Raw genomic sequence first — 23,883 nt, forward strand, 5'->3', positions numbered from 1 at the left:
CCGTGCTATTGAAACTATCAATAACGGTCATTACAAATCTAAATTGGATTTCTTTTTTGCGATGCAGCATTATAACACCTGTCTCCTCTATTCTCCTCCAAGGATAGATTCAGCCCGCTCCCGTAGCGGGCTTTTTTTTGCCCGCGTGCGGGCCGCCCCCTGTGGCCGATTTGGTGTAGCATTCCGTTCTTTGCGTTTCGATAACAGTATTTACACCTTGCCATGATCTCAACTGGACAGCCCGCGACCTCCTCCAGCTCCTTCGACTGGTCCGCCACCCGGCTGGGCGACTCCCGGCAATGGCCCTGGCCCTTGCGGATGGCGGCCGACCTGCTGTTCAACCTGCCGCTGCCGGCGCTGCTGGTATGGGGCCGCGACATGACGGTGCTGTTCAACGAGGCCTACGGCGCCTTCGCCGGCCCGAGTTATGGCAAGGTCCCGGGCGGCAACGTGCCGCCGGTGATGCCGCCGCCGCTGGCGGCCGCCTCGGCCGAACTCGAGCGCGCCTGGGGCGGCGAGGCCGCGGTCGCCGCCGGCCGTCGCTTCGGCTTCGCCGGCGCGTCCGGAGCCGATACCCACGATCTCCATTTCACACCGCTGCGCGGCGACGATGGCGCCGTGCTGGGCATCCTGTGCGTGGTGGCCCCGGCCGCGATCGGCGCCGCCGCCGACCAGGGCGCGCCGGCCGGTCCGCTGCGCATCCTGGTGGTCGAGGACAACGTCGACTCCCAATACCTGATCTGCGAGATGCTGCGCGCCTTCGGCCACCATGCGGACGGCGTCGGCCATCCGGACGATGCCCTGACCCATCTGGCGGCCGGCCGTTACGACATCCTGTTTACGGACGTCAGCCTGCCGGGCATGTCGGGCGTGGAACTGGCGCGCAAGGCGGTCGTCGATGCGCCGTCCATGCAGGTGATCTTCGCTTCCGGCTACGGCGACAGCTTGCTGCGCCACGTCGAGTTCCCTTACCTGTCGCTGCAGAAGCCTTACGAACTCGACCAGCTCCAGGCCGCACTGGACAAGGTCGCGGGTCAGAAACAGGCGCGTTCCTGATGCGCGCAACGGTGTGCATCAAACCGCCAGGGCTGGGCTAGAATCCATGGACGGCTTGCCATCGATGCAGGGCGGAACCGTCTGCGCTTCCCGCGCGGCAGCCCCTCGAACGCGCCCACAGCCACGACCGATGATCCTGAACGCTTTCACCGCCAGCACCGACAGCCCGCTACCGCCGATCCGGCGGCGCGCAGCACTGGAGGCACGATGAGCGAGGAACTGCGCCAGGCAAGGGAAGCGCTGCGCCGTGCCAACGAGCGCATGGAGAACATGCTCGAGAGCCTGAGCGACGGCGTCTGCGCCGTCGACCACGACTGGCGCATCATCTATATCAACGGGCGGGCGCTGGAAATGCTGGCACCGCTGCAGCGCACCCGCGCCGGCCTGGTCGGCCGCGACATCTGGGAAGCCTTCCCCGAACTGCGCGGCAGCCAGCTGGAAAACCTCTATCGCCGCGCGATGGATGACCGCGAGACGGCGGTCCTGGAGTTCTTCTATCCTGGCCTGGGGCGCTGGTTCGAGGTGCGCGCCCATCCCTCGTCGGACGGCCTGACCCTCCACTTCCAGGACATCGACCGCCGCAAGGCCGACCAACAGGCCCTCCTGCTGGGCAACAGCCGCCTGCAGGTGGCGCTGGCCGCCGGCCGCCTGGGCGACTGGCGCTGGGATGCCGCCAGCGACCGCCTGTCGCTGGGCGAGCGCGCGGCCGCCATCTTCGGCCTGCCGGCCGAGACCCCGCTGGCCTGGGCCGAACTGCGCGCACGCCTCGATCCGCACGACCGCGAAGGCGTGCGCCGCGCCGTGCTGCAGGCCTTCGCCGGCCAGAACGACGTCGAACTCGAATGCCGCCTGCTGGGCGACGGCGGCGACGGCAGGGAGACCCGCTGGGTGGCCCTGGTCGGCCGCGCCGATTACGCCGAGCCGAACCGCCGCGAAGGCGTGCTCGGCATGACCGGCGTGGTCCAGGACATCAGCGCCCGCAAGAGCGCCGAAGACACCCTGCGCCAGAGCGAGGAAGTACTGCGCGCGCTAGCCAACACCATCCCGCAGCTGGCCTGGATGGCCCAGGCCGACGGCGCCATCGTCTGGTTCAACGAACGCTGGTTCGACTACACCGGCACCACGCCCGACCAGGTGGTGGGCTGGGGCTGGCAATCGACCTGCGAACCGAGCGTGCTGCCGGCCGTGATGGAACGCTGGCAGGCCACCGTGCGCAGCGGCGATCCCTTCGAGATGGAATACCCGATCCGCGGCGCGGACGGCAAGTACCGCTGGTTCCTGACCCGGGTCAATCCGGTGCGCGACCGCCACGGCAAGGTGGCGCGCTGGTTCGGCACGAATACCGATGTCGACGAGGTCAAGCGCGCCGAACAGGCCCTGCGCGACGAGTCGCACGTGCTGGAACTGCTGAACAGCACCGGCAGCGCCCTCGCCTCCACGCGCGAACTGGGCTCCCTGCTGCAGGCCGCCACCGACGCCGCGACCGGCATCGCCGGCGCCCGCCATGGCGCCTTCCTGTATCACGGGAGCGACAGCGCGAACGGCAAGATCTTCTCGCTGTACACGGTGTCCGGCGCCAGCACGACGGAGTTCGAGCCCTTCGGCGAATCCGGTCCCAACGCCCTGTTCGGGCCGGGCCTGTCGCCCCACGACCCGGAGATCCGCGAGGTGATGCGCGCCGACGACGTCTCCCACGATCCGCGCTTCGAGGGCCGCGCGCCCTTCGGCCTGCCGGCCGGCCATCCGCCGGTGCGCAGCTACCTCGCCGTGCCGGTAATCGCGCACTCCGGCGAGGTGCTGGGCACGATGTTCTTCGGCCATCCGGAAACGGGCGTGTTCACCGAACGCACCGAGCGCATCGTGCGCGGCATCGCCGCCCAGGCCGCGGTGGCGATCGACAACGCCCGGCTGTACGAAGCGGCCCAGCGCGCCGCCGAGGAGCGCAAGGTGCTGCTCGAGAACGAAAGGCTGGCGCGCGCCGAGGCCGAGCGCACCAGCCAGATGAAGGACGAATTCCTGGCCACCCTGTCGCACGAGCTGCGCACTCCGCTGTCGGCCATCCTCGGCTGGGCCCAGGTGCTGCGCCGCGGGAGCCGCGACCAGAACGACCTGGCGAAAGGCCTGCAGACCATCGAGCGCAACGCGCGCGCCCAGGCCCAGCTGATCGAAGACCTGCTCGACATGAGCCGCATTACCTCGGGCAAGGTCCTGCTCGACATGCAGGCGGTGCCGCCGATCGGCATCATCGATGCCGCCATCGAGACCGTGCGCCCGGCCGCGGATGCCAAGAACATCCGCATCGAGAAACATTACGCGGGCGATCCCGGCATGATCGCCGGCGACCCCGCCCGCCTGCAGCAGGTGGTATGGAACCTGCTGTCGAACGCGATCAAGTTCACCCCGCGCGACGGCCTGGTCGAGGTGATCCTCGCCCGCAACGAGGCGAGCGTGAGCATCACGGTGCGCGACAACGGCGCCGGCATCAAGCCCGAATTCCTGACACACGTGTTCGAACGCTTCCGCCAGGCCGACGCCTCGATGACGCGCCGCCACGGCGGCCTCGGCCTGGGCCTGGCGATCGTCAAGCACCTGATCGAGCAGCACGGCGGCACAGTGCGTGCCGAGAGCGCCGGCGAAGGCCAGGGCTCCAGCTTCACGATCGAACTGCCGCTGGCCAAGCAGCAATCCGCGCCCAGCCGCTCGGCGCGCGCCGCCATGATCCTRCCGAGCCCGAGCACCCCGGAAATGACGGTGCGCGACCTCAGCGGCGTGGACGCCCTGGTGGTCGACGACGACCGCGATGCGCGCGAGCTGATCAAGCGCATCCTGACCGATTGCGGCGCCACCGTGCACATCGCCGCCAGCGCGCGCGAAGCTTTTGCGCGCTTCCGCGAAGCGGTGCCCAACCTCCTGATCAGCGACCTCGGCATGCCCGAAGTCGACGGCTTCGAACTGCTCGACTGGGTGCGCCACCTGCCCCGCGAGCAGGGCAGCCAGGTGCCGGCCATCGCCCTTACCGCCTTCGCCCGCTCGGAAGACCGGCTGCGCGCGCTGGAAGCGGGATTCTCGGCGCATATTTCTAAACCGGTCGAGCCGAGCGAACTGATCGCCACCGTGGCCTCGGTGGTGGGTCCGACGGCGCCGCTGGTCCACCGTGTGGCGGCCCCAGCGGTGGGGGAAAATCGCCTGCGCTAGTGTGCGGTTGTTGTTCCTACCCACGCACGCGGCGCTGTCCTACAAGAAATTCTCTGGCATTTGCTAGACTAAGGAATGTTGCAGTAGAGGTGGGTTCGGACCATGATTATCCGGCCCCTGGCCTCGATTTGACGAGAGTAAGCATGCCCAGCCGCCAAGACATCCTGAACGCCAAGATTCTGGTCGTAGACGATTCGCCCGACAATATCGAACTGATGGAAGAGATATTGCGGGAAGAAGGCTACACCGATGTCAGCTCCACGATGCTGCCGGAGCAGGTATGCCCATTGCATCGCGAACACAACTACGACCTGATCCTGCTCGACCTGCAAATGCCCGGCCTGAACGGCTTCCAGGTCATGAAGGGACTCAAGGAGATCGAGCAAGGCGGTTATCTGCCGGTATTGGCCCTTACGGCCCAGCCCAGCTTCAAGATCGCGGCCCTCGAAGCCGGCGCCCGCGACTTCATCAGCAAACCCTTCGACCTGCTGGAAGTGCACAAGCGCATCCACAACATGCTCGAAGTGCGCCTGCTCTACAAGGAGCTGGCCCAGTACAGCCGCGCCCAGCAGGAGCTGGCGCTGCACGACGCCCTCACCGGCCTGCCCAACCGGCGCCTGCTGGAAGACCGCATCGAAACCGCCCTCCAGCACGCCAACCGCAACCACCACAAGGCGGCGGTCATGTACCTGGACCTGGACGGCTTCAAGGCGATCAACGACACCTACGGCCACGCCTACGGCGACGAGATCCTCAAAATGGTGTCGCAGCGCCTGCTGTCGAACTCGCGCAAGGAAGACACGGTGGCGCGCCTGGGCGGCGACGAATTCATCGTGCTGCTGGGCGACATCCACAGCCTGGCCGACGCCCAGGGACCGGCGGCCAAGCTGGTCGAAGCACTGTCCGAGCCCTTCTTCATCAACGACCTGACCCTGCAGCTGTCGACCAGTATCGGCATCAGCATGTATCCGGACGACGCCGAGCACGTCACCGACCTGATCAGCATCGCCGACTACGCCCTCTACGAAGCCAAGCGCGCGGGCAAGAACCGCTTCTGCGCGAACGGCAGCGCAGCCCGCCAGGCGGCCCAGGCGGTCAAGCCGGCGGTGCCGGCGCCCGCACCGGCTTCGCAGGAGTTGGCGCAGCATCGTTGAGCCACGGCCTGAACAGGCACCGTCACTGCCGGAAATGACTTCCCACGAAAGCGGGAATGACGGGCATAAAAAAGGCGCAGCCGTCACCAGCTGCGCCCGCTCAATTGAGCAATTGGATCAGGCCGCGCCGGCCGTCTTCTCGCCGCCCGGCCCCAGTGCAGGCTTGCCGATGGTTTCACGGTTATGCGCCTCGATGGCGGCCGCACCCTGGTGGTCCGAGCTGGCATCGACCTTGTCCGGCGCCACTTCGATGCGGGTGATACTGGATTGGATGGACACCGGGTCGCTGGCCGGGAAGGTCATCTCGACGGCATCGTCAATCAGGGTTTCCTTGGCTTTCTCGCCGCTCGGCTCGGCTTCGGCCGAGGCCATGGTGCGGATCGCACGGGCCCACTTGACGGCCTTCAGTTCGGCCAGTTCGGCGATGGTGTTGATGCCGAACGCATCGCGCAGGGCGTCGGCCTGTTGCTGGGTCATGCCGCGCAGGGCCGTGACCGGCTGGTCGACCAGTTCGCGGAAACATTTGTCGTGGTGGGTGTCATTTACGATGATTTGAATATTCATGTCTGTCCTTTCAAGTTGGCGCCTGTCTTCCATTGACACGGTTGAACCAGACACGTTTCCACTATCTCACAGGCTTCCGCGCTGCGTATGTGCGGCAGCGAACCGTGTTGCCGGGGTGCGCACGATTGAGTTTTTTGCCTTTTTCTTTGCGTGGTATCATGACTAATTGCAACAAATATTGCGAATTTATTTTGCAATGGGGCATCCTCTGCTATCCTTTGCCACGTTTGTGAATACAACGCATTGACACCAGTCCGACTGCCGTGCCGAACTCCGAAAAGCCGAAGATCCTCGTCGTCAACGACGATGCCGCTAGCCTGTTGGCGCTGACCAGCCTGCTCGAACTATGGGCCGAGGAAAGTAACTACGAAGTAATGTCGGCCCGGTCGGGCCAGGATGCCCTGCGCGAGGTGCTGCGCCACGACTTCGCCGTCATCCTGCTGGACGTGAACATGCCCGGCATGGACGGCTTCGAGACCGCGGAAGCGATCCACCAGCGGCCCCGTTCGGCCGACATCCCGATCATCTTCGTCACCGCCTTCCTGGCCGACGAGATCGACCGCCTGAAGGCTTACCAGCGCGGCGCCGCCGATTTCCTGTTCACCCCGGTGATTCCGCAGGTGCTGCGCGCCAAGGTGCAGGTGTTCGTGGCGCTGGCCACCAAGAACGAACAGCTCAAGCGCCAGGCCGAAAAACTGTCCCAGCGAACCACCGAGCTGACCGCCACCAACAAGCGCCTGGTGCGCGAAATGGAAGAGCGGCGCGCCGCCGAACGCAAGAGCAGCGCCAAGGACGAATTCCTGGCGATGCTGGGCCATGAGCTGCGCAATCCGCTGTCCGCCATCAGCAGCGCCTCTTCCCTGCTCAGCATGCCGGGCGCCGCCGCCGAGTCGAGCGGGCGCGCGCGCCTGATCATCCAGCGCCAGACCCAGCACCTGTCGCGCATCGTCGACGACCTGCTCGACCTGTCGCGTGCGATGTCCGGCAAGATCCTGCTGTCGAAAAAGCGTATCGACCTCGGCCCGCTGGTGTCGGGCTGCCTGGACACCTTCCGCGCCACCGGCCGCACCGCGGGCTACCAGCTCGACGTCCGGCTCGGCGGCGGCTGGGTCGAAGGCGACCCGACCCGGCTCGAGCAGATCGCCACCAACCTGATCGACAACGCGCTGAAATACACGCCCAGCGGCGGCAGCATCGGGATCGCCATCGACACGGTGGACGGTGAAGTGGTGCTGACGGTGAGCGATTCCGGGGTCGGCATTCCGCCGGACCTGCTGCCGCACGTGTTCGACGTCTTCGTGCAGGGATCGATCTCGATCGACCGCTCGCAGGGCGGGCTGGGGATCGGCCTGTCGCTGGTGCGCCGCCTGGTCGAGCTGCATGGCGGCAGCGTGAGCGCCGCCAGTACCGGCGCCGGCGCCGGCTCCACGTTCGAGATCCGCCTGCCGCGCAGCGAGCCGGAGCAGGCCGAGGACCCGCCCGCCGGCACGGTGGCGGTGAGCGACAAGCCGACCGTTCTGCTGATCGAAGACAATGACGACGGCCGCGAGATGATGGCGACCATGCTGGGTTCCTACGGCTACCCGGTACTGCAGGCGCGCGACGGCCTGGAGGGCGTGAGCCTGGCCGGCGCCGAGCTGCCCGACGTGGCCCTGGTGGACATCGGCCTGCCGGGCATCGACGGCTACGAGGTGGCGCGCCGCCTGCGCAAGGATGCCGCCACCCACGGCATCCGCCTGATCGCCCTGACCGGCTACGGCCTGGCCGAAGACCAGCGCCGCGTGCTGGAGGCGGGCTTCGACCTGCACATGGTCAAGCCGGTCGATTTCGCCACCCTGCTGGCGCGGCTGGCGGAGCCGGCGAGCCAGGGCGATACGGTCCCGGCCAACGCATAAAAGCGCCGCACAAAACCCTCATGGCGGCGTGGCATCGTCTTGCCCTGAGGGCCTTGTTCAGCGCTTTGGACTACAGGGTCGACAGGATTTCCTGCTTGCGCTGCGCCATTTCCTGGCCCAGCGCCATCAGGTCGAGGCCGCTCTTCTTGGCCTGCTTGAACATTTCCTCTTCCTCTTCCTTGACGTGGTGCTCGATTTCTTCGCCCAGCACCTTGACCTTGGCGTCGTACAGGTCTTCGTCAGGATCCATTTCCTTGAGCTGCTTGATCAGGTCTTTGGCGGCCTGGTGCTCGACCACGGCCTCGTCGATCATGTCCTCGGAATCCTTGATCTGTTCGCGCACGGCCGGATAGAAGATCTCTTCCTCGATCTGGGTATGGGCGATCAGGGCATTGCAGATTTTCTCGGTCAGCTTCTGCTTGCTGGCCTTGGCGCGGTCGCCCAGTTCTTCGTACTGCTTGAACATGTCGGACACTTCACGGTGGTCGGCTACCAGCAGGGCGATGGCGTCCTGGCCGGTGAGGTTGGCGGCATGGATCGCGGCGTTTTTCGCAGCGGAATTCGTGGTGGCATTCGATTTGTTGCTCATTGTGTTCCCCTCATGATGGAAGGCTGCCGTACAGCCAGTAGCAACAGCTTCGCGCAGGCGGTTCGATCGGACTGTACGGAAACACACACTGGCATTCTTGCGCGCCGCTGGCGGCCAAGCTGTTGTATCATTTTGGGAAACATTAATTGGTTGCTTTATGAAAGCTTCGGCACCTCAGCCACCTTTTCAATCCCGGGATGGCGATCAGGACTTGCGCGTCGCGGACCTTACCGAGCTGCTCGGGCATCTCACCGCGTGCTGGGACGAGGAACGACGCCAGCTTGCACGCCGCCTGCATGACAGCCTGGGCTCGTCGATGACGGCGCTGACCATGCACCTCGGCTTGCTGTCCTCGCATCTCAAGGAACAGCCGCAGCGCGACCGTGCCGCGCAGATGAAGCAGTTGCTCAACAACATCATCGAGACCAACCGCAAGATGCAGCTGGCGCTGTGGAACGACAAGCTCGAGTTCCTCGGCCCCAAGGCTGCGATTGCCGAACTGGTCGCGGAATGGGGCCAGGACAACGGCATCAAGGCGCGCGCCAGCCTGCCCGACGAAGATCCCGAGTATTCGCGCCCCCAGGGCGTGACCCTGCTGCGCTGCGCCGAGGAAGGCTTGCGCAACGTCGCCACCCACGCCCAGGCCACCGAAGTCGAAGTGATCCTGGACGACGACGGCGACCAGGCCATGCTGACGGTGCGCGACAACGGCGTCGGACCGGCACCGGATGCGTCCAATCCGCTGAGCTGCCATGGGCTGCGTTTACTGCGCGAGCGTGCGCGGCTGCTGGGCGGGACGCTGACGCTCGGGCAGGGGCCGGAAGGTGGGGCGATGCTGACGATGATTCTGCCGAAAAGCTGATCAACGCCGGCAGCGGGCCGATCTTCAGTGCAGCTTGACGATCGGCGTCGTCCGCCGAATCAAAAACCGCGCAACCGCCAGCACTCCCGTCCGCATCGACCCGAGAATCGCCTGGTGATGCATCAGGTGCAAACTCAAATACATGATGCGCGCCAAAAATCCCTCCACGAACCAGCTTGCGCGCAGCGAACCCATCAGGTTGCCGACCGTGGTCCGGTGGCCGATCGAGACCAGCGAGCCGTAATCCTTGTAGACATAGGGGCTCTTCTGCGGCGGCTGGCCGGAGGCCATGTTCACGAAGTCCTTCAACAGGTAATCGGCCTGCTGGTGGGCTGCCTGGGCGCGCGGCGGCACCGGCTTGCCGCTGCCGTCCGTGCAGGCGGCGCAGTCGCCCAGAGCATACACTCCTGCCACGCCCTTGACGCGCAGGTGGTCGTCGACCTCGATCGCGCCGCCCTTGGTGACCGGCAGGCCCAGCGAGCCCAGGAATTCCGGCGCACGGATCCCCGCGGCCCATACGCAGATGTCGGAGGGATAGACGTTGCCGTCCTTGTCGATGACCTGGTGGGCGTCGATCTGCGTCACCCGGCAGTTCGTGACCACGCGGATCGTGCGCTCGTCGAGCAGGCGGGTGGCCGAGGCCGACACCCGCTCCGGCAGCGGCGCCAGGATGCGCGGCGCGCCTTCCAGCAGGGTGATGCGCACGTCGCGCTGCACCTGCAGGCGGTTGAAGCCGTAGGCCGCGTAGGCGCCGGAGGCCTCGCGCAGCTCGGCGGCCAGTTCCACCCCGGTGGCGCCGCCGCCGATGATCACGATGTCCAGACCGCTGGCGGGCCGGCGCGGCACCATGCCGGTGTCCGCCACGATGCTGGCGCCGCCATTCCCGCTCAGTGCGGTTTCGGCAGTGGCCGCCTGCGCAGCGGCTCCGCCCGCGTCCGCCGCCGCCACGCCGGACGCGAAGGTGCCGGAACCGACCGCCTTGGCGACCGCCACGGCCGGGTTCGCCCCGCCCTCCCCCTTCGCCTCGGCAGCCTGGGCGAGCAGGCGTAGCAGGCGCAGGCGGAAGCGCTCGGCGTCTTCGGTGGCGTTCAGGGAAATCGTGTGCTCGCGCGCGCCGGGCACGCCGAAATAGTTGGAGGTGCTGCCCACGGCAATCACCAGCGATTGGTAGGAAATGGTGCGCGCCGGGAAGATCACTTCGCCATCGCTGGCGGCGGTGACCGGCCCCACGCCGATGGTCTTGCGGGCGGAATCGAGCGCCGTCATGGCGCCGTAGACGAAGGTGAAGCCGCGGTCGTGGGCCAGCATCTGGTAGGACAGGCCCTCCTGGTGGATGTCCAGGGTGCCGGCCGCCACCTCGTGCAGCGAGGGCTTCCAGACATGGTAGAGCCGGCTGTCCACCAGCATCACCTTCGTCGGACCCAGCTTGCGCCCCAGTTTGCAGGCCAGCTCCAGCCCGCCCGCGCCACCTCCCACGATCACGATCTCGCTGTGCAAAACTGCCTCCCTCGTAGCACCCGAGCTTGTCGGGCTGACAAGGGCAGTTTACTACGCGGACGGAATCGGCGCTGGCGAGCGCGTACTGACGATGAGTTCGTCAGTCGTGACCGCGGCCGTGGCCGTGGCCTTCGCCGTGGCCGCGGCCTTCACCGCGACCTTCGCCGTGACCGCGTCCGTGGCCCTCGCCGTGGCCCTCGCCGTGGCCGCGGCCGTGCTCTTCCCAGCGGCCGCCGCCGTGACCGCGATCGACATCACGGTACTCGACGCGCTCGACCACGCGCACCGGCTGGCGATAGCCACCGCCGCGGTAGTGCTCGCGGTAGCGCGGCACATAGGTGTTGGTGTACCACTCGTCACGCACGAACAGGACCGGACGGCCGCAGGCGTCGTAGCGGCCGCAGAACTTGGCCCAGTGCTTGCGGTGGCCCGGCGGCACGCGCAGGTAGACCGGCTCGGCGACGTAGTGCGGCACCTGGCGGATGATCACCGGCTGCGGCGCGTACAGCACCGGCTGGGGCGCGAAGTCGCCGAGGTCGACGCGGCCGTAGAAGCCGGGCTGGCCGACGCTGATGCTGACATTGGTCTGGGCCAGAGCCGGGAAAGCGGCGGCGCACAGCGCCACGCCGAAGATGATGGATTTCATGTTCACCTCTCTCTGTTTTAGGAATGTGTCCAGTTTATCAAACGAAATGTTGCGTTTCAGTCGGTTGCAACACCTGCTTACATCCGTTACCGATACAATGCCGCTTTCCAATTTCGATTCCTGAGAGTAAGCAATGTTCCTGAAATACGCTCCCCTGGCAGGCGCCCTCCTGTTCGCCGGCGCGGCCCAGGCGCAGGTCGGCATCACCGCCGACCTCGGCACCACCGGCGCCGGTTTCCACCTGGTCGTCCCGATGGAGTCCAACCTGAACGGCCGCTTCGGTGCCAATTACTTCCAGCACGACTTCGACCGGACCACCAACCAGGTCGACTACGCGATCAAGGGCAAGCTGCAGACCTTCGACATCCTGTTCGACTGGTATGTGCGCGACGGCAGCCCCTTCCACCTGACCGGCGGCCTGGTGTACAACGGCAACCGCTTCGACGCCACCGCCCGGACCGACCAGTTCGGCGCCTATTCGCTGAACGGCAACAGCTATTCCGCGGCCGACATCGGCATCGTCAAGGGCCGCATCGAGTACCGCAAGGCCGCGCCCTACCTTGGCATCGGCTGGGGCAATGCGCTCGCCGCCGGCAACGGCAGCCACTGGAGCTTCAACGCCGACCTCGGCGCCTTCTTCCAGGGCAATCCTAACGTCACCCTGGGCAACTGGGGCTGCTCCAGCCTGGCCGCCATCTGCACCCTCGTCGCCAGGGACGTCGCCGCCGAGCGCCTGCGCCTGAAGGATGACGTCGACGGCTTCAAGGTCTATCCAGTCGTGCGCGCCAGCGTCAACTACCGCTTCTGACCGTTTCAGCGGAGCGCCGCTCGCGGCCGCAGCGCGCTAGGATGCCCGCATGAAGGTGAAGGGGGCATTATGCGTAATCACCCGCTGCGCTGGAGCCTGGTACTCCTGGTCTGCCTGATGGCGGTCGCCTGCCAGGACCGCCGCGACCCGGTCAAGCCGACCGTCGACCTGTCGGACACCGTCCGGGTCTCGGCCTGAGCCGGCCATCCGCCGTCCTTTCCTGCCGCCCTCCCCGGCGGCACGGTACACTGTGGCCTTTTCCCTTACCACCAAGAACAATATGTCGTTCGCTTCGCTCGGCCTGATCGACCAGATCGTCCGCACCCTGTCCGCCCTTTCGTACAATTCGCCGACCCCGGTCCAGTCGCAGGCGATTCCCGCCGTGCTGGCCGGCCGCGACGTGATGGCCGCCGCCCAGACCGGCACCGGCAAGACCGCCGGCTTCGCCCTGCCCCTGCTGCAGCGCCTGGTCATGGACGGCATGCAGGTGAACAGCAACTCGGCAAGAGCCCTGGTGCTGGTGCCGACCCGCGAACTGGCCGAACAGGTCCACCAGAGCGTGCGCGCGTATGGCGAAGGCTTGCCTCTGCGGACCATGGTCGCCTACGGCGGCGTCAGCATCAATCCGCAGATGATGCGCCTGCGCAAGGGCGTCGACCTGCTGGTGGCCACGCCGGGCCGCCTGCTCGACCTGCAGCGCCAGAACGCCCTGCGCTTCAACCAGGTGCAGGCCCTGGTGCTGGACGAGGCCGACCGCATGCTGGATCTCGGCTTTTCGCGCGACATCGACCAGCTGCTGGCCCTGCTGCCCAAGCGCCGCCAGACCCTGCTGTTCTCGGCCACCTTCTCCGATCCGATCCGCGCCCTCGCCACGAAACTGCTGCGCGATCCGGTCAGCATCGAAGCCAGCCCGCGCAACACGACGGTCAAGGCGATCCGCCAATGGATCGTCCCGGTCGACAAGAAGAGGAAGCCCGAGCTCTTCCTGCATCTGCTGAAGCGCCACGCCTGGCCGCAAGCCCTGGTGTTCGTCAAGACCCGCAAGGGCGTCGACCAGCTGGTCGAGCTGCTGGAGGCAAAGGGCTTCAGTGCCGACTCGATCCACGGCGACAAGCCGCAACCGGCGCGCCTGCGTGCGCTGGAGCGTTTCAAGGCCGGCGAGGTGAAGATCCTGGTGGCGACGGACGTCGCCGCGCGCGGCATCGACATCGACGAACTGCCGGTGGTGGTGAACGTCGACCTGCCGATCGTGGCCGAGGATTACGTCCACCGCAGCGGCCGCACGGGCCGCGCCGGCGCCTCGGGCGAGGCGGTGTCACTGGTGTGTGCCGACGAGGTGCAGCAGCTGGCGGCGATCGAGCAGCTGACCAGGCAGACGCTCGAGCGCCGCGAGGAACCCGGCTTCTCCCCCGACCACCGGGTGCCGGAGACGGATGCCGGCGGCCAGATCGTCAAGAAACCGAAGAAGCCGAAGAAGCCGAAGCATGGCGCTTCGGCCAAGGGCGATGCGCCGGTCGTGCAGGAAGATGTGCGTTTCCGCCGCTGATGCGCGGCGTTGATGCGCGCCGCTGATGGGCGGCGCCTGGAAGATTACTGGCCGCGGGTCTCGGCGTCGATCTTCGAATGCGCGGCCGTGTCGCGCATGAAGAAGCAGACCACCAGGGTGCAGGCGATGACGGCGGTGGCGTACCAGTAGAAACCGCTTTCCATCTGCTCCGACTTGAACCACAGGGCCAGGTACTCGGCGGTGCCGCCGAACACCGATACCGCGAAGGCATACGGCACGCCGACGCCGGTGGCGCGGATGGTGGCCGGGAACAGCTCGGCCTTCACCAGGGCGTTGATCGAGGTGTAGCCGGTCACGATGATCCAGGCGCAGGCGATCAGGATGAAGGCTTCCCACGGGCCGCTGGCGTTGCGGATGGCGGTCAGCAGCGGCACCGTGAACAGGGTGCCGAGCAGGGCGAAGCCCACCAGCAGTGGACGGCGGCCGATGCGGTCCGACAGCGCGCCGTAGAGCGGCTGCAGGCACATCGCGAACAGCAGAGAGGCGGCCGAGACGGCGGTGGTCTGCGCATCCGTCAGGCCCACCGACAGGCGCAGGAATTTCTGCATATAGGTGGTGTAGACGTAGAAGGCCAGGGTGCCGCCCATGGTCAGGCCGACCACCAGCAGGACTTCGCGCGGATGCTGGGCCAGCTGCTTCAGGCCGCCCATGGCCTTGGATTTCTTGCGCGCGGCTTCGAAGGACGCGGTCTCCGGCATGTCGTGACGCATGCGCAGGGCCAGCAGGGCCAGGCAGGCGCCGGCGAGGAAGGGGATGCGCCAGCCCCAGGCGCGCAGCTGCTCGGCGTCGAGCAGGTAACGCTGCAGCACCAGCAGGAGCAGCAGGGCCAGCAACTGGCCGCCGATCAGGGTCACGTACTGGAAGCTGCTGTAGAAGCCGCGGTGCCTGGAGTCCGCCATTTCAGACAGATAGGTGGCGCTGGCGCCGTACTCGCCGCCCAGGCTCAGGCCCTGCAGCAGGCGCGCCAGCAGCAGGATGCAGGGCGACAGGATGCCGGCCGTCGCATAGGTGGGTGCGCAGGCGATCAGCAGCGAGCCGAAGCACATCAGCAGCACCGAAGTCATGAGCGCTTTCTTGCGGCCGAGACGGTCGCCGATGTGGCCGAACAGGATGCCGCCGATCGGACGCACGAAGAAGCCGAGGGCGAAGATGCCCGCCGTCGACATCATCTGCGCGGTCGGGTCCTGCTTCGGGAAGAAGGAACTGGCGAAATAAAGGGCGAAGGCGGAGTAGCAGTAGAAGTCGAACCACTCGACCAGGTTGCCGGCCGAACCGACGAAGATGGCGCGGAGGCGCTTGCCGGAGATGCGCTCGGCGGCATCGCTGCGGCCRTCGAGGGCCGTCTTTGTTGTGACAGTGTTCATTGTTGTCTCCTTTTACAAGGGCTCCACTATCGCGGCCGCCGGCGGCGCACGCATCCGCAATCCCGGCGCCCCCTCCTCCGTAAAACTACGGAGAAGCATTCCAAAGCCCGGCCGCAACTGCTATCGTTCGACGATGTCCATCACACGCCACTGGCGCAGGCTGCTCGCCGCCGCGCTCGCCCTGATCCTGATCGTGGTCTCGGGCAGCCTGGCCGAACAGCACGAGCTGCAGTCCAAGACCGAAGCCCTGCGCCAGGCCGCCGCCGCCAACGCCCTGGGCCTGCGCGGCCTGGTCGAAAAGCACAACTTCCTCCCGCATGCCGCCGCCCGCCATCCGGACGTGCAGCAGCTGCTGCGCACCCCGCGCGACGCGGCCCTGCGGGCGCGCGTCAACGATTACTTCGCCGACCTGCAATCCACCACCGGCGCCGCCGCCCTCTACCTGGTCGACCGCGAAGGACTGACGCTGGCCGCCAGCAACTGGAACCTGCCGTCCAGCTTCGTCGGCGAGTCCTACCGCCGGCGCCCCTATTTCGAGGACGCCGTGCAGGGCCGGCGCGGCCTGTTTTACGGCCTCGGCCTCACCACCGGCCAGTCCGGCCTCTTCATCGCCGAACCGGTGCTGGCGCAGGGCGCGGTGACCGGCGTCATGGTGGTCAAGATCAGCCTGGAGCCGTTGCAGGCCGCCTGGATGCGCGGCGCCGATCCGGTGGTACTCAGGGACAGCCGCGGCATCGTCTTCCTCAGCGCCGTGCCGGACTGGCTGTTCCGCAGCATCCGGCCGCTGTCCGCTCCAGATACGCGCTGGGTGACGGAACACGGCCAGTACGGCGGCCGCGCGCGCTTCGATGCGCTGCCATGGAAGATCGAGCCGCGGCCCGACACGCCCGGCTTCGTCCTGCGCACCAGCGTCCAGGGACGCCGTGTGAAGCTGCTCGCGCTCGACACCCCGCTGCCGGAACTCGGCTGGACCCTTACCGTCACCACCGACATGAAGGAAGTGACGCAGGCGCGCCAGGGTGCGCTCGCGCTCAGCGCCCTGGCCGTCGCCCTGCTGCTGCTCGGCCTCCTGTACTGGCGCCTGCGCGAAAGGCGCTTCGTCGAGCAGCGTTCGGCCAGGCTCGAGCTGGAGCACCGGGTCGAGGAGCGCACCCGCGACCTTGAAGAAGCCCACGCCTTCCGCAAGGCGATGGAGGACTCGCTGCTGGTCGGCATGCGGGCGCGCGACCCGGAGGGCAAGATCATCTACGTGAATCCGGCGCTGTGCGCGATGGTCGGCTACAGCGCCGGGGAACTGCTGGGACGCCGCCCGCCCTACCCCTACTGGCACCCGGACGACCTGGAAAAGCACGCCAGCGACAGCGACGAGGCGCTGCAGGGACGCGCCGCGCCGCACGGCTTCGAATCGCGCATCCGCCACAAGGATGGCCACGACGTGATCACCATGGTCTACACCGCCCCGCTGGTCGACGCCCAGGGCGTGCACCGCGGCTGGATGAGCTCCGTGGTCGACATCACCGCCCAGAAGCAGACCGAAGCCCGCCAGCGCGACCAGGAACTGCGCCTGCAGCGCAGCGCGCGCCTGGCGAGCGTCGGCGAGATGGCGTCCACGCTGGCGCATGAACTCAACCAGCCGCTGATGGCGCTGTCGAATTTCGCCGCCGCGGCGCGTGCGCTCGCCGCCCAGCACTCATCGAAGGAGATGCTGGCCGGCGCGCTCGACGAGATCGTCGGCCAGTCGAAGCGCGCCAGCGAAATCGTCAAGCGGGTGCGCGCCTTCATCAATCCGCAGCGGGCGCATTACGAGATCCTGACCATGGAGAGCGTCATCGCCCACGCGGAGATCCTGCTCAGGCCCGAGCTGCAGCGCGATGGCGTCAGCCTTCGCCTGATGCTGGAAGACGCCGACGCCCCGCTGCGCGGCGACCGGGTGCTGCTCGAGCAGGTGCTGGTCAACCTGGTCCACAATGCCCTGCACGCGATGCAGGAGCAGCCGCAACGCCCCCCGCCCGCGCGCCGCAGCATCGAGCTGGGCTGCCGGCGCGAGGGCCCGCTCCTGCGCATCACCGTCGCCGACCGCGGGCCGGGGATCCCGCCCGAACAGCTCGAACAGGTGTTCGCGCCCTTCTTCACCACCCGCGCCGACGGTCTCGGCCTCGGCCTGAACATCTGCCGCACCATCGTCGAAGCCCACGGCGGTTCCATGACCGTCGAAAACCGGCCCGGCGGCGGCGCCGCCTTTTCCTTCACGCTGCCCACCGTATCATGAAAGACATGCCTCTCACGCTCTACGTCGTCGACGACGACGAAGCCCTGCGCCGTTCCCTGCTCCTGCTGCTGTTTTCCCAGGGACTGGCGGTGCAGGCCTTCGAGTCCGGCGAAGCCTTCCTCGACGCCGTCGACATGCGCCAGCCCGGCTGCGTGATCCTCGACCTGCGCATGACGGGGATGAGCGGACTGGCCGTGTTCGAGCGCCTGCTCGCCGAACACAGCCCGCTGGTGACCCTGTTCCTGTCCGCCCACGGCGACATCCCGACCGCGCTGGAAGCGGTCCGGCGCGGCGCCTACGACTGGGTGGAGAAGCCGGACACCCAGCAGCTATTGGAGAAGCTGCCGGCCGCCATCGCCCAGGCCAGGGCCCGCGCCCAGGCGCTGCGCATGTGGGCGGAGCTGACGCCGCGCGAACGCGAGGTGGCGCGCCTGGTGGGACTGGGCCAGCCGAACAAGGAGATCGCCCGCATCCTGGTGCCGCCCTGCGGCCCGCGCTCGGTGGAGACCCACCGCGCCAACATCTTCAGCAAGCTGCAGTGCGCGAACGACAACGAGCTGGGACGCTGGCTGGCGGCGCATCCGTGGCTGGACTAGGCCTATCGTTGTCGGTCCGCGTGCCCACCATTGTTTAGGCGCTGGCGAATGCGCGGATCAGGCGATTGAAGGACGCCGGATGCGTCACGTTCATCCCATGCGAGGCGCCGGCGATGCTCTGCTTTTCCGCCTGCGGGATCCACTCGACGAGGCTGTCCACGTTATCGCGGTACATGCGCGGGCTGCGTTCTCCGGCGATCAAGAGGGTTCTGCATCGCAGCTCGCCCGCTTCGGCGCGCGTATAGGCGGGCAAGGGGTCGCGGAACTGCTTCGGCAGGGTCGACGCGTTGTCGGCCGCCATGGTGCGGAAGTTCGATGAACTCCGGCGCCAGATGCCGGGCATGCTGACCGAATCCACGAACATCTCCAGGCCGGCCTCGATCTCGCCATGGTTGACCAGGTCCGCGACCTTCTCTCGCAGCTGCAGGGTCGCCGGCGGCATCGCCGCCTCGGGCTTGCCCTCGATTTGCAAGGGACCGCCCGGATCGGCAAGCGTCAGCGTCTTCACCAGTTGCGGATACTCGCGCGCCAGGTGGAAGGCGACGCAGCCGCCGCGCGAATGGCCGACCAGGTGGACCGGGCCGAGATTCATGCCCGCGATGAACTCGGCGACTTCCGCCACATGCCGGCGCCAGCCGAATTCGCCTTCGTTGTCGTCAGCGTCGACGTTGGCCGGCCAGTAGTGGCTCAGGCTGACGGACACGCTGAGGAAGTCCTTGGCCAGCACCGCCGTCTGGGCATTCCAGTAGCGGTAGTCGCACAGCGATCCGTGCACGAACAGCAGCGGCTCTCCGGAACCGCTCGCCACATAGGGCATGCGGATGCCGGAGCGGAGGGTGGCGAAGTACACCTCGGGGATGGAAAGGCTGGGCAGGTCGGTTCGTGCGTTCATGGTCTAACTCCTTTCCAGTACTATGCACCACACGACAGTCCAAGAAAATCGCATAATACTGATCGTAACGATCAATTTTTCTGATAGCGATGAAAACACTCGACCTCGACGTACTCACCATGATGGTGGCGGTGGCCGATACCGGCAACATCAGCCGCGCGGCGGAAGTCGTGCACCGCTCGCAATCGGCGGTGAGCATGCAGATCCGCTCGCTGGAGACGGCGATCGGCAAGCCGCTGTTCGTGCGCGGGCCGCGCAGCGTCACGCCGACCCAGGACGGCGAGGTCCTGCTGAGCTTCGCGCGGCGCATGCTGGCCCTGCGCGACGAAGCCTGGGCCGCGGTCGTAAGGCCGGACATCACGGGCCGCGTCGTCATCGGCGTGCCCGACGACTACGCGTCCTCGCTGCTGCCGTCCATCCTCAAGAAGTTCTCCGCCACCTATCCGAAGGTGCAGATCCAGGTGGTGGGCCTGCCCAGCGTGGCGCTGGCGCCGATGGTGAAGGACGGCTCGGTCGACCTGGTCTGCGCCACGCGCGTCAAAGGCCTGTCCGGAAAATTCATCCGCTACGAGCCGATGGTGTGGGCGGCCTCGCCCGGCGCGCGCGAGATCTGGAAGGAGGATCCGCTGCCGATCGCCGTCTTCCTGCCCGGCAGCGTGGCGCGCGAGAACGCGGTCCGCAGCCTGGAGCGGGCGAAGATCCCCTACCGCACTTCCTACGAGAGCCCCAGCCTCATGGGCCTGCTCAGCATGGTCGAGGCGGGACTGGCGGTGGCGCCGCTGGCGCGCTGCGCGGTACCGGCGCATTTGAGCCTGCTCGGCCAGGCCCAGGGGCTGCCGGAAATCGACCCGCTCGAGCTGATCCTGGCGCGCAGCACGACATCGAAGCGTCCGCCCTGCGACTTCCTGGCCGAGAAGATCATGTCGGAGCTGAGCCGCTGAGGATCCGGGCCCGACTTCGGCTATCCTATCGACCTCGTCAACAAATTGCTCAGCCATGCAAATCTTTGGAATCGGCATCCACATCATCGTCGCCATCTTCTTCGCGATCCACGCGGTACGGAATCATCGCGAGATGTACTGGCTGCTCGTGCTCTTCCTCTTCCCCCTGCTGGGCAGCATCGTGTATTTCTTCGCCGTGTTCCTGCCCTCCTCGCGCTTCGACCAGTCGGCGGCGCGCGCCGGCCGCGCCCTGCAGGCCAGCCTGGATCCGGGCCGCGAGGTGCGCGACGCCCAGCGCGCCTTCGAGCTGACCCCGACCGCGCACAACCAGATGCGCCTGGCGCAGGCCCTGCTGGAAACCGGCCAGGCGGCCAAGGCCTCCGAGCAGTACGACGCCTGCCTGCAGGGCCCCTTTGCACGCGACGCCGAACTGCGCCTGGGCGCCGCCCGCGCCCGCCTGGCCGGCGGCAATGTGCAGGGCAGCATCGCCCTGCTGGAAGCGCTGGCGGCCGAGCAGCCGGGCTTCCGCACCGAACAGGTCGGCATCCTGCTGGGCCAGGCCTATGCCGCCGCCGGCCGCCAGGATGAAGCGGGCGCGCAATTCGCCGCCGCCGCCCACCGCTTCGGCAGCCTGGAAGCGCGCGCCGAACTGGCGATCTGGGCGCTCGCCAATGGCAAGCCCCAGGTGGCGGAGCCGGAACTGGAGGAAATCGAGCGCACCCGCAAGCACATGCCGGGCCACTCGCGCAAGCTGAATGCGGAGCTGTTCAGGCGGGTGGATGCGGCGCGGGCGCAGGCGCGCTGATCACCTGCCACCGACCTGGCCGGTCGAGCGCTGGATATCCTCGCGCATTTTCTGGTTGAGCTGCTGGAACTCGCGCACCAGCCGGTCGCAGGGCGCCTTGTCGGCCTCGCACAGCGCGCTCATCTCGACATAGACCCGGCCGTCGGCCTGCTTGATGGCGCGCCGGACCGCGGCCGGGTACGCGTAGTGGCCGGGCGGCGTGAAGGACCACAGTTCATACTCGGGTTCGGGCAGGGTGATGACGGTCCAGCCGTCCGGCTGCGTCACCTGGACAATGGCGCCGGGCCGCGCCTTGAGCCCGGCCAGCGCTTCGGCCACGGTCCTGTAGCCCGATTTCGCGAAAGCGCCCGGGCTCTCCTTCAGGGGCGCGTCGGTTTGCGCCCAACAGGGCTTGGCCAGGGCCAGCGCGGCCGCCAGCAGGCACAGGTATCGCCTCATCCGGGTTTCTCCTTTCATCGCAGCTCCAGCCAGAACTTGCGCACGCCCTCGTCCTCGTCCACCGGTCCCACCGTGAAGCCGAGCTTCTTCACCAGCCCGATCACCGGCGCATTCTGCGGCAGCGCCTCGCCGACGATCTCGCGGGTGCCGCGCGCGCGGCAGTAGGCGATCAGCTTATCCATCAGCATGCGGCCCAGGCCCTTGCCCTTCAGGTCGGAGCGCACCGTCACCGCGAACTCCGCGCTGACATTGTCCGGATCCGCCACCACCCTGCCCACGCCCAGGGTTTCGTCATGCCCGTCCGGACCGGGACGGGTGGCGATGAAGGCCATCTCCCGGTCGTAGTCGATCTGCGTGAAGCGCGCCAGCTGGGCGGGCTGCAGCTCGCGCACGCGCACGAACATGCGGTAGCGGACGTCGTCGGGCGTCAGCGCATTGAAGAATTCGACGTGGGCCGGGCCGTCCTCCGGGCGGATCGGGCGCAGCAGGACGGTGCCGCCATCCCATGGCACGACTTCTTCCAGCTCGGCCGGATAGGGGCGGATCGCCAGGCGGTCGAGGGTGGAGCCGGAGCGGTCCGCCATGCCGATCCGCATGCGGGCATCCAGCACCATCGCGCCGCGGCTGTCGGCCAGCAGCGGGTTGATGTCGAGCTCCACGATCTCCGGCACGTCGGCCACCAGGCGCGAGACCTGGACCAGCACCGCCTCGATCGCCTCCATGTTCGCCTTCGGATGGTTGCGGTAGCCCTCGAGCAGGCGCGCGATCCGGGTGCGCGCCACCAGTTCCTGGGCCAGCACGGTGTTCAGCGGCGGCAGCGCCACCGCGTGGTCGGCCGCCGCCTCCACCGCCATGCCGCCCTGGCCGAACAGGATCACCGGACCGAACACCGGGTCGGTGGCGGCGCCCACGATCAGCTCGTGGGCTTCCGGATTACGCGCCATCGCCTGCACGATGAAGCCTTCCAGGCGCGCGCCCGGCTGCAGCTCCGACAGGCGCCGGCGCATCCGTTCGGCCGCCGCCAGCACCGCCTCGCCGCTGTCGAGGTCGAGGGTGACGCCGCCGACGTCGCTCTTCTGCGCCACGTCCGGCGACAGGATCTTGACCGCCACCGGATAGCCGATCTCGCCGGCGGCGCGCACCGCGTCCACGGGCGTGGCGGCGGCGCGGGTCGGCACCACCGGGATGCCGTAGGCCGCGAGGATGGCCTTGGTGTCCGGGTCGGCCAGCATGTAGCGGCCCTTGTCGAGCGACTCGCGCACCAGGCGGCGCGCGCGCTCGCGGTCCGGATCGCCGTCGCCGACCGAGGCCGGCACCTGCATCAAGAGGTTCTGGCTCTCGCGGTAGTGCACGATCTGCAGGAAGCCGTTGACCGCGTCCTCGGGCGTGCGGTAGGCCGGCATGCCGGCGTCGGCGGCGATGGTGCGCGCCTCCAGCACCGACTGCACGCCCAGCCAGCAGCCCAGCACATTGCGCGATGAACTCCTGGCCAGCGGCGCCACCGCGCGCGCCACGTCGGCCGGCTCGACCACGGCGTTCGGGGCATGGATCATCAGCACCGCGTTGGCGCCCGGATCGTGCAGCAGCACCTCGATGACGTCGCGGTAGCGCTCGGGCGGGGCGTCGCCGCGCAGGTTCAGCGGACCGCTGCCGCGCCATTCCGGCACCAGCTCGCGCAGCCTGGCCACCGTGGCTTCCGACAGCACGGCGGCATGGCCGCCGCCGTACTGCAGCGCGTCCAGGGCCAGCACCACCGGGCCGGCGCCGTTGCCGATGATGGCGAGGCGGTCGCCGTACAGGGGCTTGGCGCGCGCCAGGGTCTCGACCGCCGCGAACAGCTGCTCGGTGGTGTACACCCGCAGCATGCCGGCGCGGCGGATGGCGGCGCCGTAGACGTCGTCGGGGGTCGCCAGCACGCCGGACAGGCAGGCGCCGGCGCTCGCCGCCTCCAGCGAGCGCCCGGCCTTCAGCACCACGGTCGGCTTGCTGCGCGCCGCCGCCCGCGCCGCCGACATGAACTTGCGTGCATAGCGCAGGCTCTCGATGTGCAGCAGGATGGCGCTGGTGCCGGGGTCGCTGGCCAGGTAGTCCAGCACGTCGCCGAAGTCGACGTCGGCCGACTCGCCCAGCGAAACGAAGCTGGAAAAGCCGATCCCGCGCGTGCGCGCCCAGTCCAGCACCCCGGTCATCAGGGCGCCGGATTCGGAGACGAAGGCGATCCGTCCGGGCGCCGCGCCGCCGGCGGCGATGCTGGCGTTCAGGCCGATGCCCGGCGCCAGCAGGCCGGCGCTGTTGGCGCCGAGGATGCGCAGCAGGTAGGGATTGGCGGCGTCCAGCATGGCCTGCCGCAGGCTGCGTCCGCGGGCATCGCGTCCGGTCGCGACGCCGGCGCTCATGACGATGGCGGCGCGGGTACCGAGTTCGCCCAGCGCCTTGACGATGCCGGGCACGGTGTGCGGCGGCGTGCAGACGATGGCGAGGTCGGGCGCGGCGGGCAGGCTGGCCACGTCGGGCCAGGCGCGCAGGCCGGCGATGCTCTCGTACTTCGGATTGACCGGGTACAGGGTGCCCTTGAAGCCGCCCTCCCGCAGGTTGCGCAGCATGGTGGCGCCGACGCTGCCGGGACGCTCGGTGGCGCCGACCAGGGCCACCGATTTCGGTGCGAACAGCTGGCGCAGGTTACGGACGCTCATGCCCCTGCCTCCAGCGGGCGCATGCAGCCGTGCAAGCCGATGCTGCCGGATT

Annotated in this window: 20 protein-coding genes; 12 read left to right on the forward strand and 8 right to left on the reverse strand. The window is 67.8% G+C overall.

The window, feature by feature from the left end:
- The first annotated feature begins 222 nt into the window (after positions 1-222).
- From AC1DIX_RS06115 to AC1DIX_RS06125, 3 genes are all read left to right on the forward strand, one after another.
- Positions 223-1,056: a response regulator gene (locus AC1DIX_RS06115; RefSeq protein ID WP_477322806.1), complete on the forward strand. Its 834-nt coding sequence runs from the start codon at positions 223-225 to the stop codon at positions 1,054-1,056.
- Between the two features lie 207 nt (positions 1,057-1,263).
- Complete coding sequence (locus tag AC1DIX_RS06120; protein ID WP_477322808.1) at positions 1,264-4,251, forward strand: ATP-binding protein; 2,988 nt, start codon at positions 1,264-1,266, stop codon at positions 4,249-4,251.
- A 143-nt stretch (positions 4,252-4,394) separates the two neighbouring features.
- Positions 4,395-5,405: a GGDEF domain-containing response regulator gene (locus tag AC1DIX_RS06125; RefSeq protein WP_441933498.1), complete on the forward strand. Its 1,011-nt coding sequence runs from the start codon at positions 4,395-4,397 to the stop codon at positions 5,403-5,405.
- A 117-nt stretch (positions 5,406-5,522) separates the two neighbouring features.
- Here the strand turns inward: AC1DIX_RS06125 and AC1DIX_RS06130 are convergent, their stop codons facing one another.
- A complete protein-coding gene (locus tag AC1DIX_RS06130) occupies positions 5,523-5,969 on the reverse strand; it encodes a hypothetical protein (RefSeq protein ID WP_441933500.1) in 447 nt (148 codons plus the stop codon).
- A gap of 263 nt (positions 5,970-6,232) precedes the next feature.
- Between AC1DIX_RS06130 and AC1DIX_RS06135 the strand changes: the two genes are divergently transcribed.
- Positions 6,233-7,864 (forward strand): response regulator, encoded by a 1,632-nt coding sequence (locus AC1DIX_RS06135; protein WP_477322810.1) that lies wholly within the window; start codon positions 6,233-6,235, stop codon positions 7,862-7,864.
- 70 nt (positions 7,865-7,934) lie between these two features.
- Here the strand turns inward: AC1DIX_RS06135 and AC1DIX_RS06140 are convergent, their stop codons facing one another.
- A complete protein-coding gene (locus AC1DIX_RS06140; protein ID WP_477250255.1) occupies positions 7,935-8,453 on the reverse strand; it encodes a hemerythrin domain-containing protein in 519 nt (172 codons plus the stop codon).
- Between the two features lie 211 nt (positions 8,454-8,664).
- Between AC1DIX_RS06140 and AC1DIX_RS06145 the strand changes: the two genes are divergently transcribed.
- On the forward strand, positions 8,665-9,315 hold the full coding sequence (locus AC1DIX_RS06145; protein WP_441933505.1) for a sensor histidine kinase: 651 nt from the start codon (positions 8,665-8,667) through the stop codon (positions 9,313-9,315).
- Between the two features lie 24 nt (positions 9,316-9,339).
- Here AC1DIX_RS06145 and AC1DIX_RS06150 read toward each other — a convergent pair whose 3' ends face one another.
- Both AC1DIX_RS06150 and AC1DIX_RS06155 read right to left on the reverse strand, forming a co-directional pair.
- Positions 9,340-10,812, reverse strand: coding sequence for an NAD(P)/FAD-dependent oxidoreductase (locus AC1DIX_RS06150; protein ID WP_477322813.1), 1,473 nt, complete (start codon positions 10,810-10,812; stop codon positions 9,340-9,342).
- Positions 10,813-10,912: 100 nt separating this feature from the next.
- On the reverse strand, positions 10,913-11,458 hold the full coding sequence (locus AC1DIX_RS06155) for a hypothetical protein (RefSeq protein ID WP_477322815.1): 546 nt from the start codon (positions 11,456-11,458) through the stop codon (positions 10,913-10,915).
- 133 nt (positions 11,459-11,591) lie between these two features.
- Here AC1DIX_RS06155 and AC1DIX_RS06160 point away from each other — a divergent pair, with 133 nt between their 5' ends.
- From AC1DIX_RS06160 to AC1DIX_RS06170, 3 genes are all read left to right on the forward strand, one after another.
- Complete coding sequence (locus AC1DIX_RS06160) at positions 11,592-12,266, forward strand: hypothetical protein (RefSeq protein ID WP_441933511.1); 675 nt, start codon at positions 11,592-11,594, stop codon at positions 12,264-12,266.
- A 69-nt stretch (positions 12,267-12,335) separates the two neighbouring features.
- Positions 12,336-12,464 carry a hypothetical protein gene (locus AC1DIX_RS06165; protein ID WP_441933513.1) on the forward strand — a complete coding sequence of 43 codons (129 nt, stop codon included), beginning with the start codon at positions 12,336-12,338 and terminating at the stop codon, positions 12,462-12,464.
- 82 nt (positions 12,465-12,546) lie between these two features.
- The gene (locus AC1DIX_RS06170) at positions 12,547-13,812 is read left to right on the forward strand and encodes a DEAD/DEAH box helicase (RefSeq protein ID WP_477322817.1); all 1,266 of its coding nucleotides are present in this window, start codon (positions 12,547-12,549) and stop codon (positions 13,810-13,812) included.
- Between the two features lie 44 nt (positions 13,813-13,856).
- Here AC1DIX_RS06170 and AC1DIX_RS06175 read toward each other — a convergent pair whose 3' ends face one another.
- Positions 13,857-15,197, reverse strand: coding sequence for an MFS transporter (locus AC1DIX_RS06175; protein ID WP_441933516.1), 1,341 nt, complete (start codon positions 15,195-15,197; stop codon positions 13,857-13,859).
- A gap of 133 nt (positions 15,198-15,330) precedes the next feature.
- Here AC1DIX_RS06175 and AC1DIX_RS06180 point away from each other — a divergent pair, with 133 nt between their 5' ends.
- Both AC1DIX_RS06180 and AC1DIX_RS06185 read left to right on the forward strand, forming a co-directional pair.
- Positions 15,331-17,466: a sensor histidine kinase gene (locus AC1DIX_RS06180; protein ID WP_477322820.1), complete on the forward strand. Its 2,136-nt coding sequence runs from the start codon at positions 15,331-15,333 to the stop codon at positions 17,464-17,466.
- Positions 17,463-18,062, forward strand: coding sequence for a response regulator transcription factor (locus AC1DIX_RS06185; RefSeq protein WP_477250266.1), 600 nt, complete (start codon positions 17,463-17,465; stop codon positions 18,060-18,062). Before AC1DIX_RS06180 ends, AC1DIX_RS06185 begins: the two co-directional genes overlap by 4 nt.
- A gap of 34 nt (positions 18,063-18,096) precedes the next feature.
- Here AC1DIX_RS06185 and AC1DIX_RS06190 read toward each other — a convergent pair whose 3' ends face one another.
- Positions 18,097-18,954, reverse strand: coding sequence for an alpha/beta fold hydrolase (locus AC1DIX_RS06190; protein WP_477322822.1), 858 nt, complete (start codon positions 18,952-18,954; stop codon positions 18,097-18,099).
- 89 nt (positions 18,955-19,043) lie between these two features.
- Between AC1DIX_RS06190 and AC1DIX_RS06195 the strand changes: the two genes are divergently transcribed.
- Positions 19,044-19,895 (forward strand): LysR substrate-binding domain-containing protein, encoded by an 852-nt coding sequence (locus tag AC1DIX_RS06195; RefSeq protein WP_441933524.1) that lies wholly within the window; start codon positions 19,044-19,046, stop codon positions 19,893-19,895.
- Positions 19,896-19,950: 55 nt separating this feature from the next.
- Positions 19,951-20,700: a PLDc N-terminal domain-containing protein gene (locus AC1DIX_RS06200; protein WP_441933525.1), complete on the forward strand. Its 750-nt coding sequence runs from the start codon at positions 19,951-19,953 to the stop codon at positions 20,698-20,700.
- On the opposite strand, the gene AC1DIX_RS06205 is transcribed toward AC1DIX_RS06200, so the two are convergent.
- Together AC1DIX_RS06205 and AC1DIX_RS06210 are read right to left on the reverse strand one after the other, a co-directional pair.
- Positions 20,701-21,138, reverse strand: coding sequence for a hypothetical protein (locus tag AC1DIX_RS06205; RefSeq protein ID WP_477322825.1), 438 nt, complete (start codon positions 21,136-21,138; stop codon positions 20,701-20,703). It lies immediately after the preceding gene.
- Between the two features lie 14 nt (positions 21,139-21,152).
- Positions 21,153-23,831: a bifunctional acetate--CoA ligase family protein/GNAT family N-acetyltransferase gene (locus AC1DIX_RS06210; RefSeq protein WP_477322827.1), complete on the reverse strand. Its 2,679-nt coding sequence runs from the start codon at positions 23,829-23,831 to the stop codon at positions 21,153-21,155.
- Positions 23,832-23,883 lie beyond the last annotated feature (52 nt).

This window comes from Massilia sp. 05N420 (assembly GCF_056397205.1).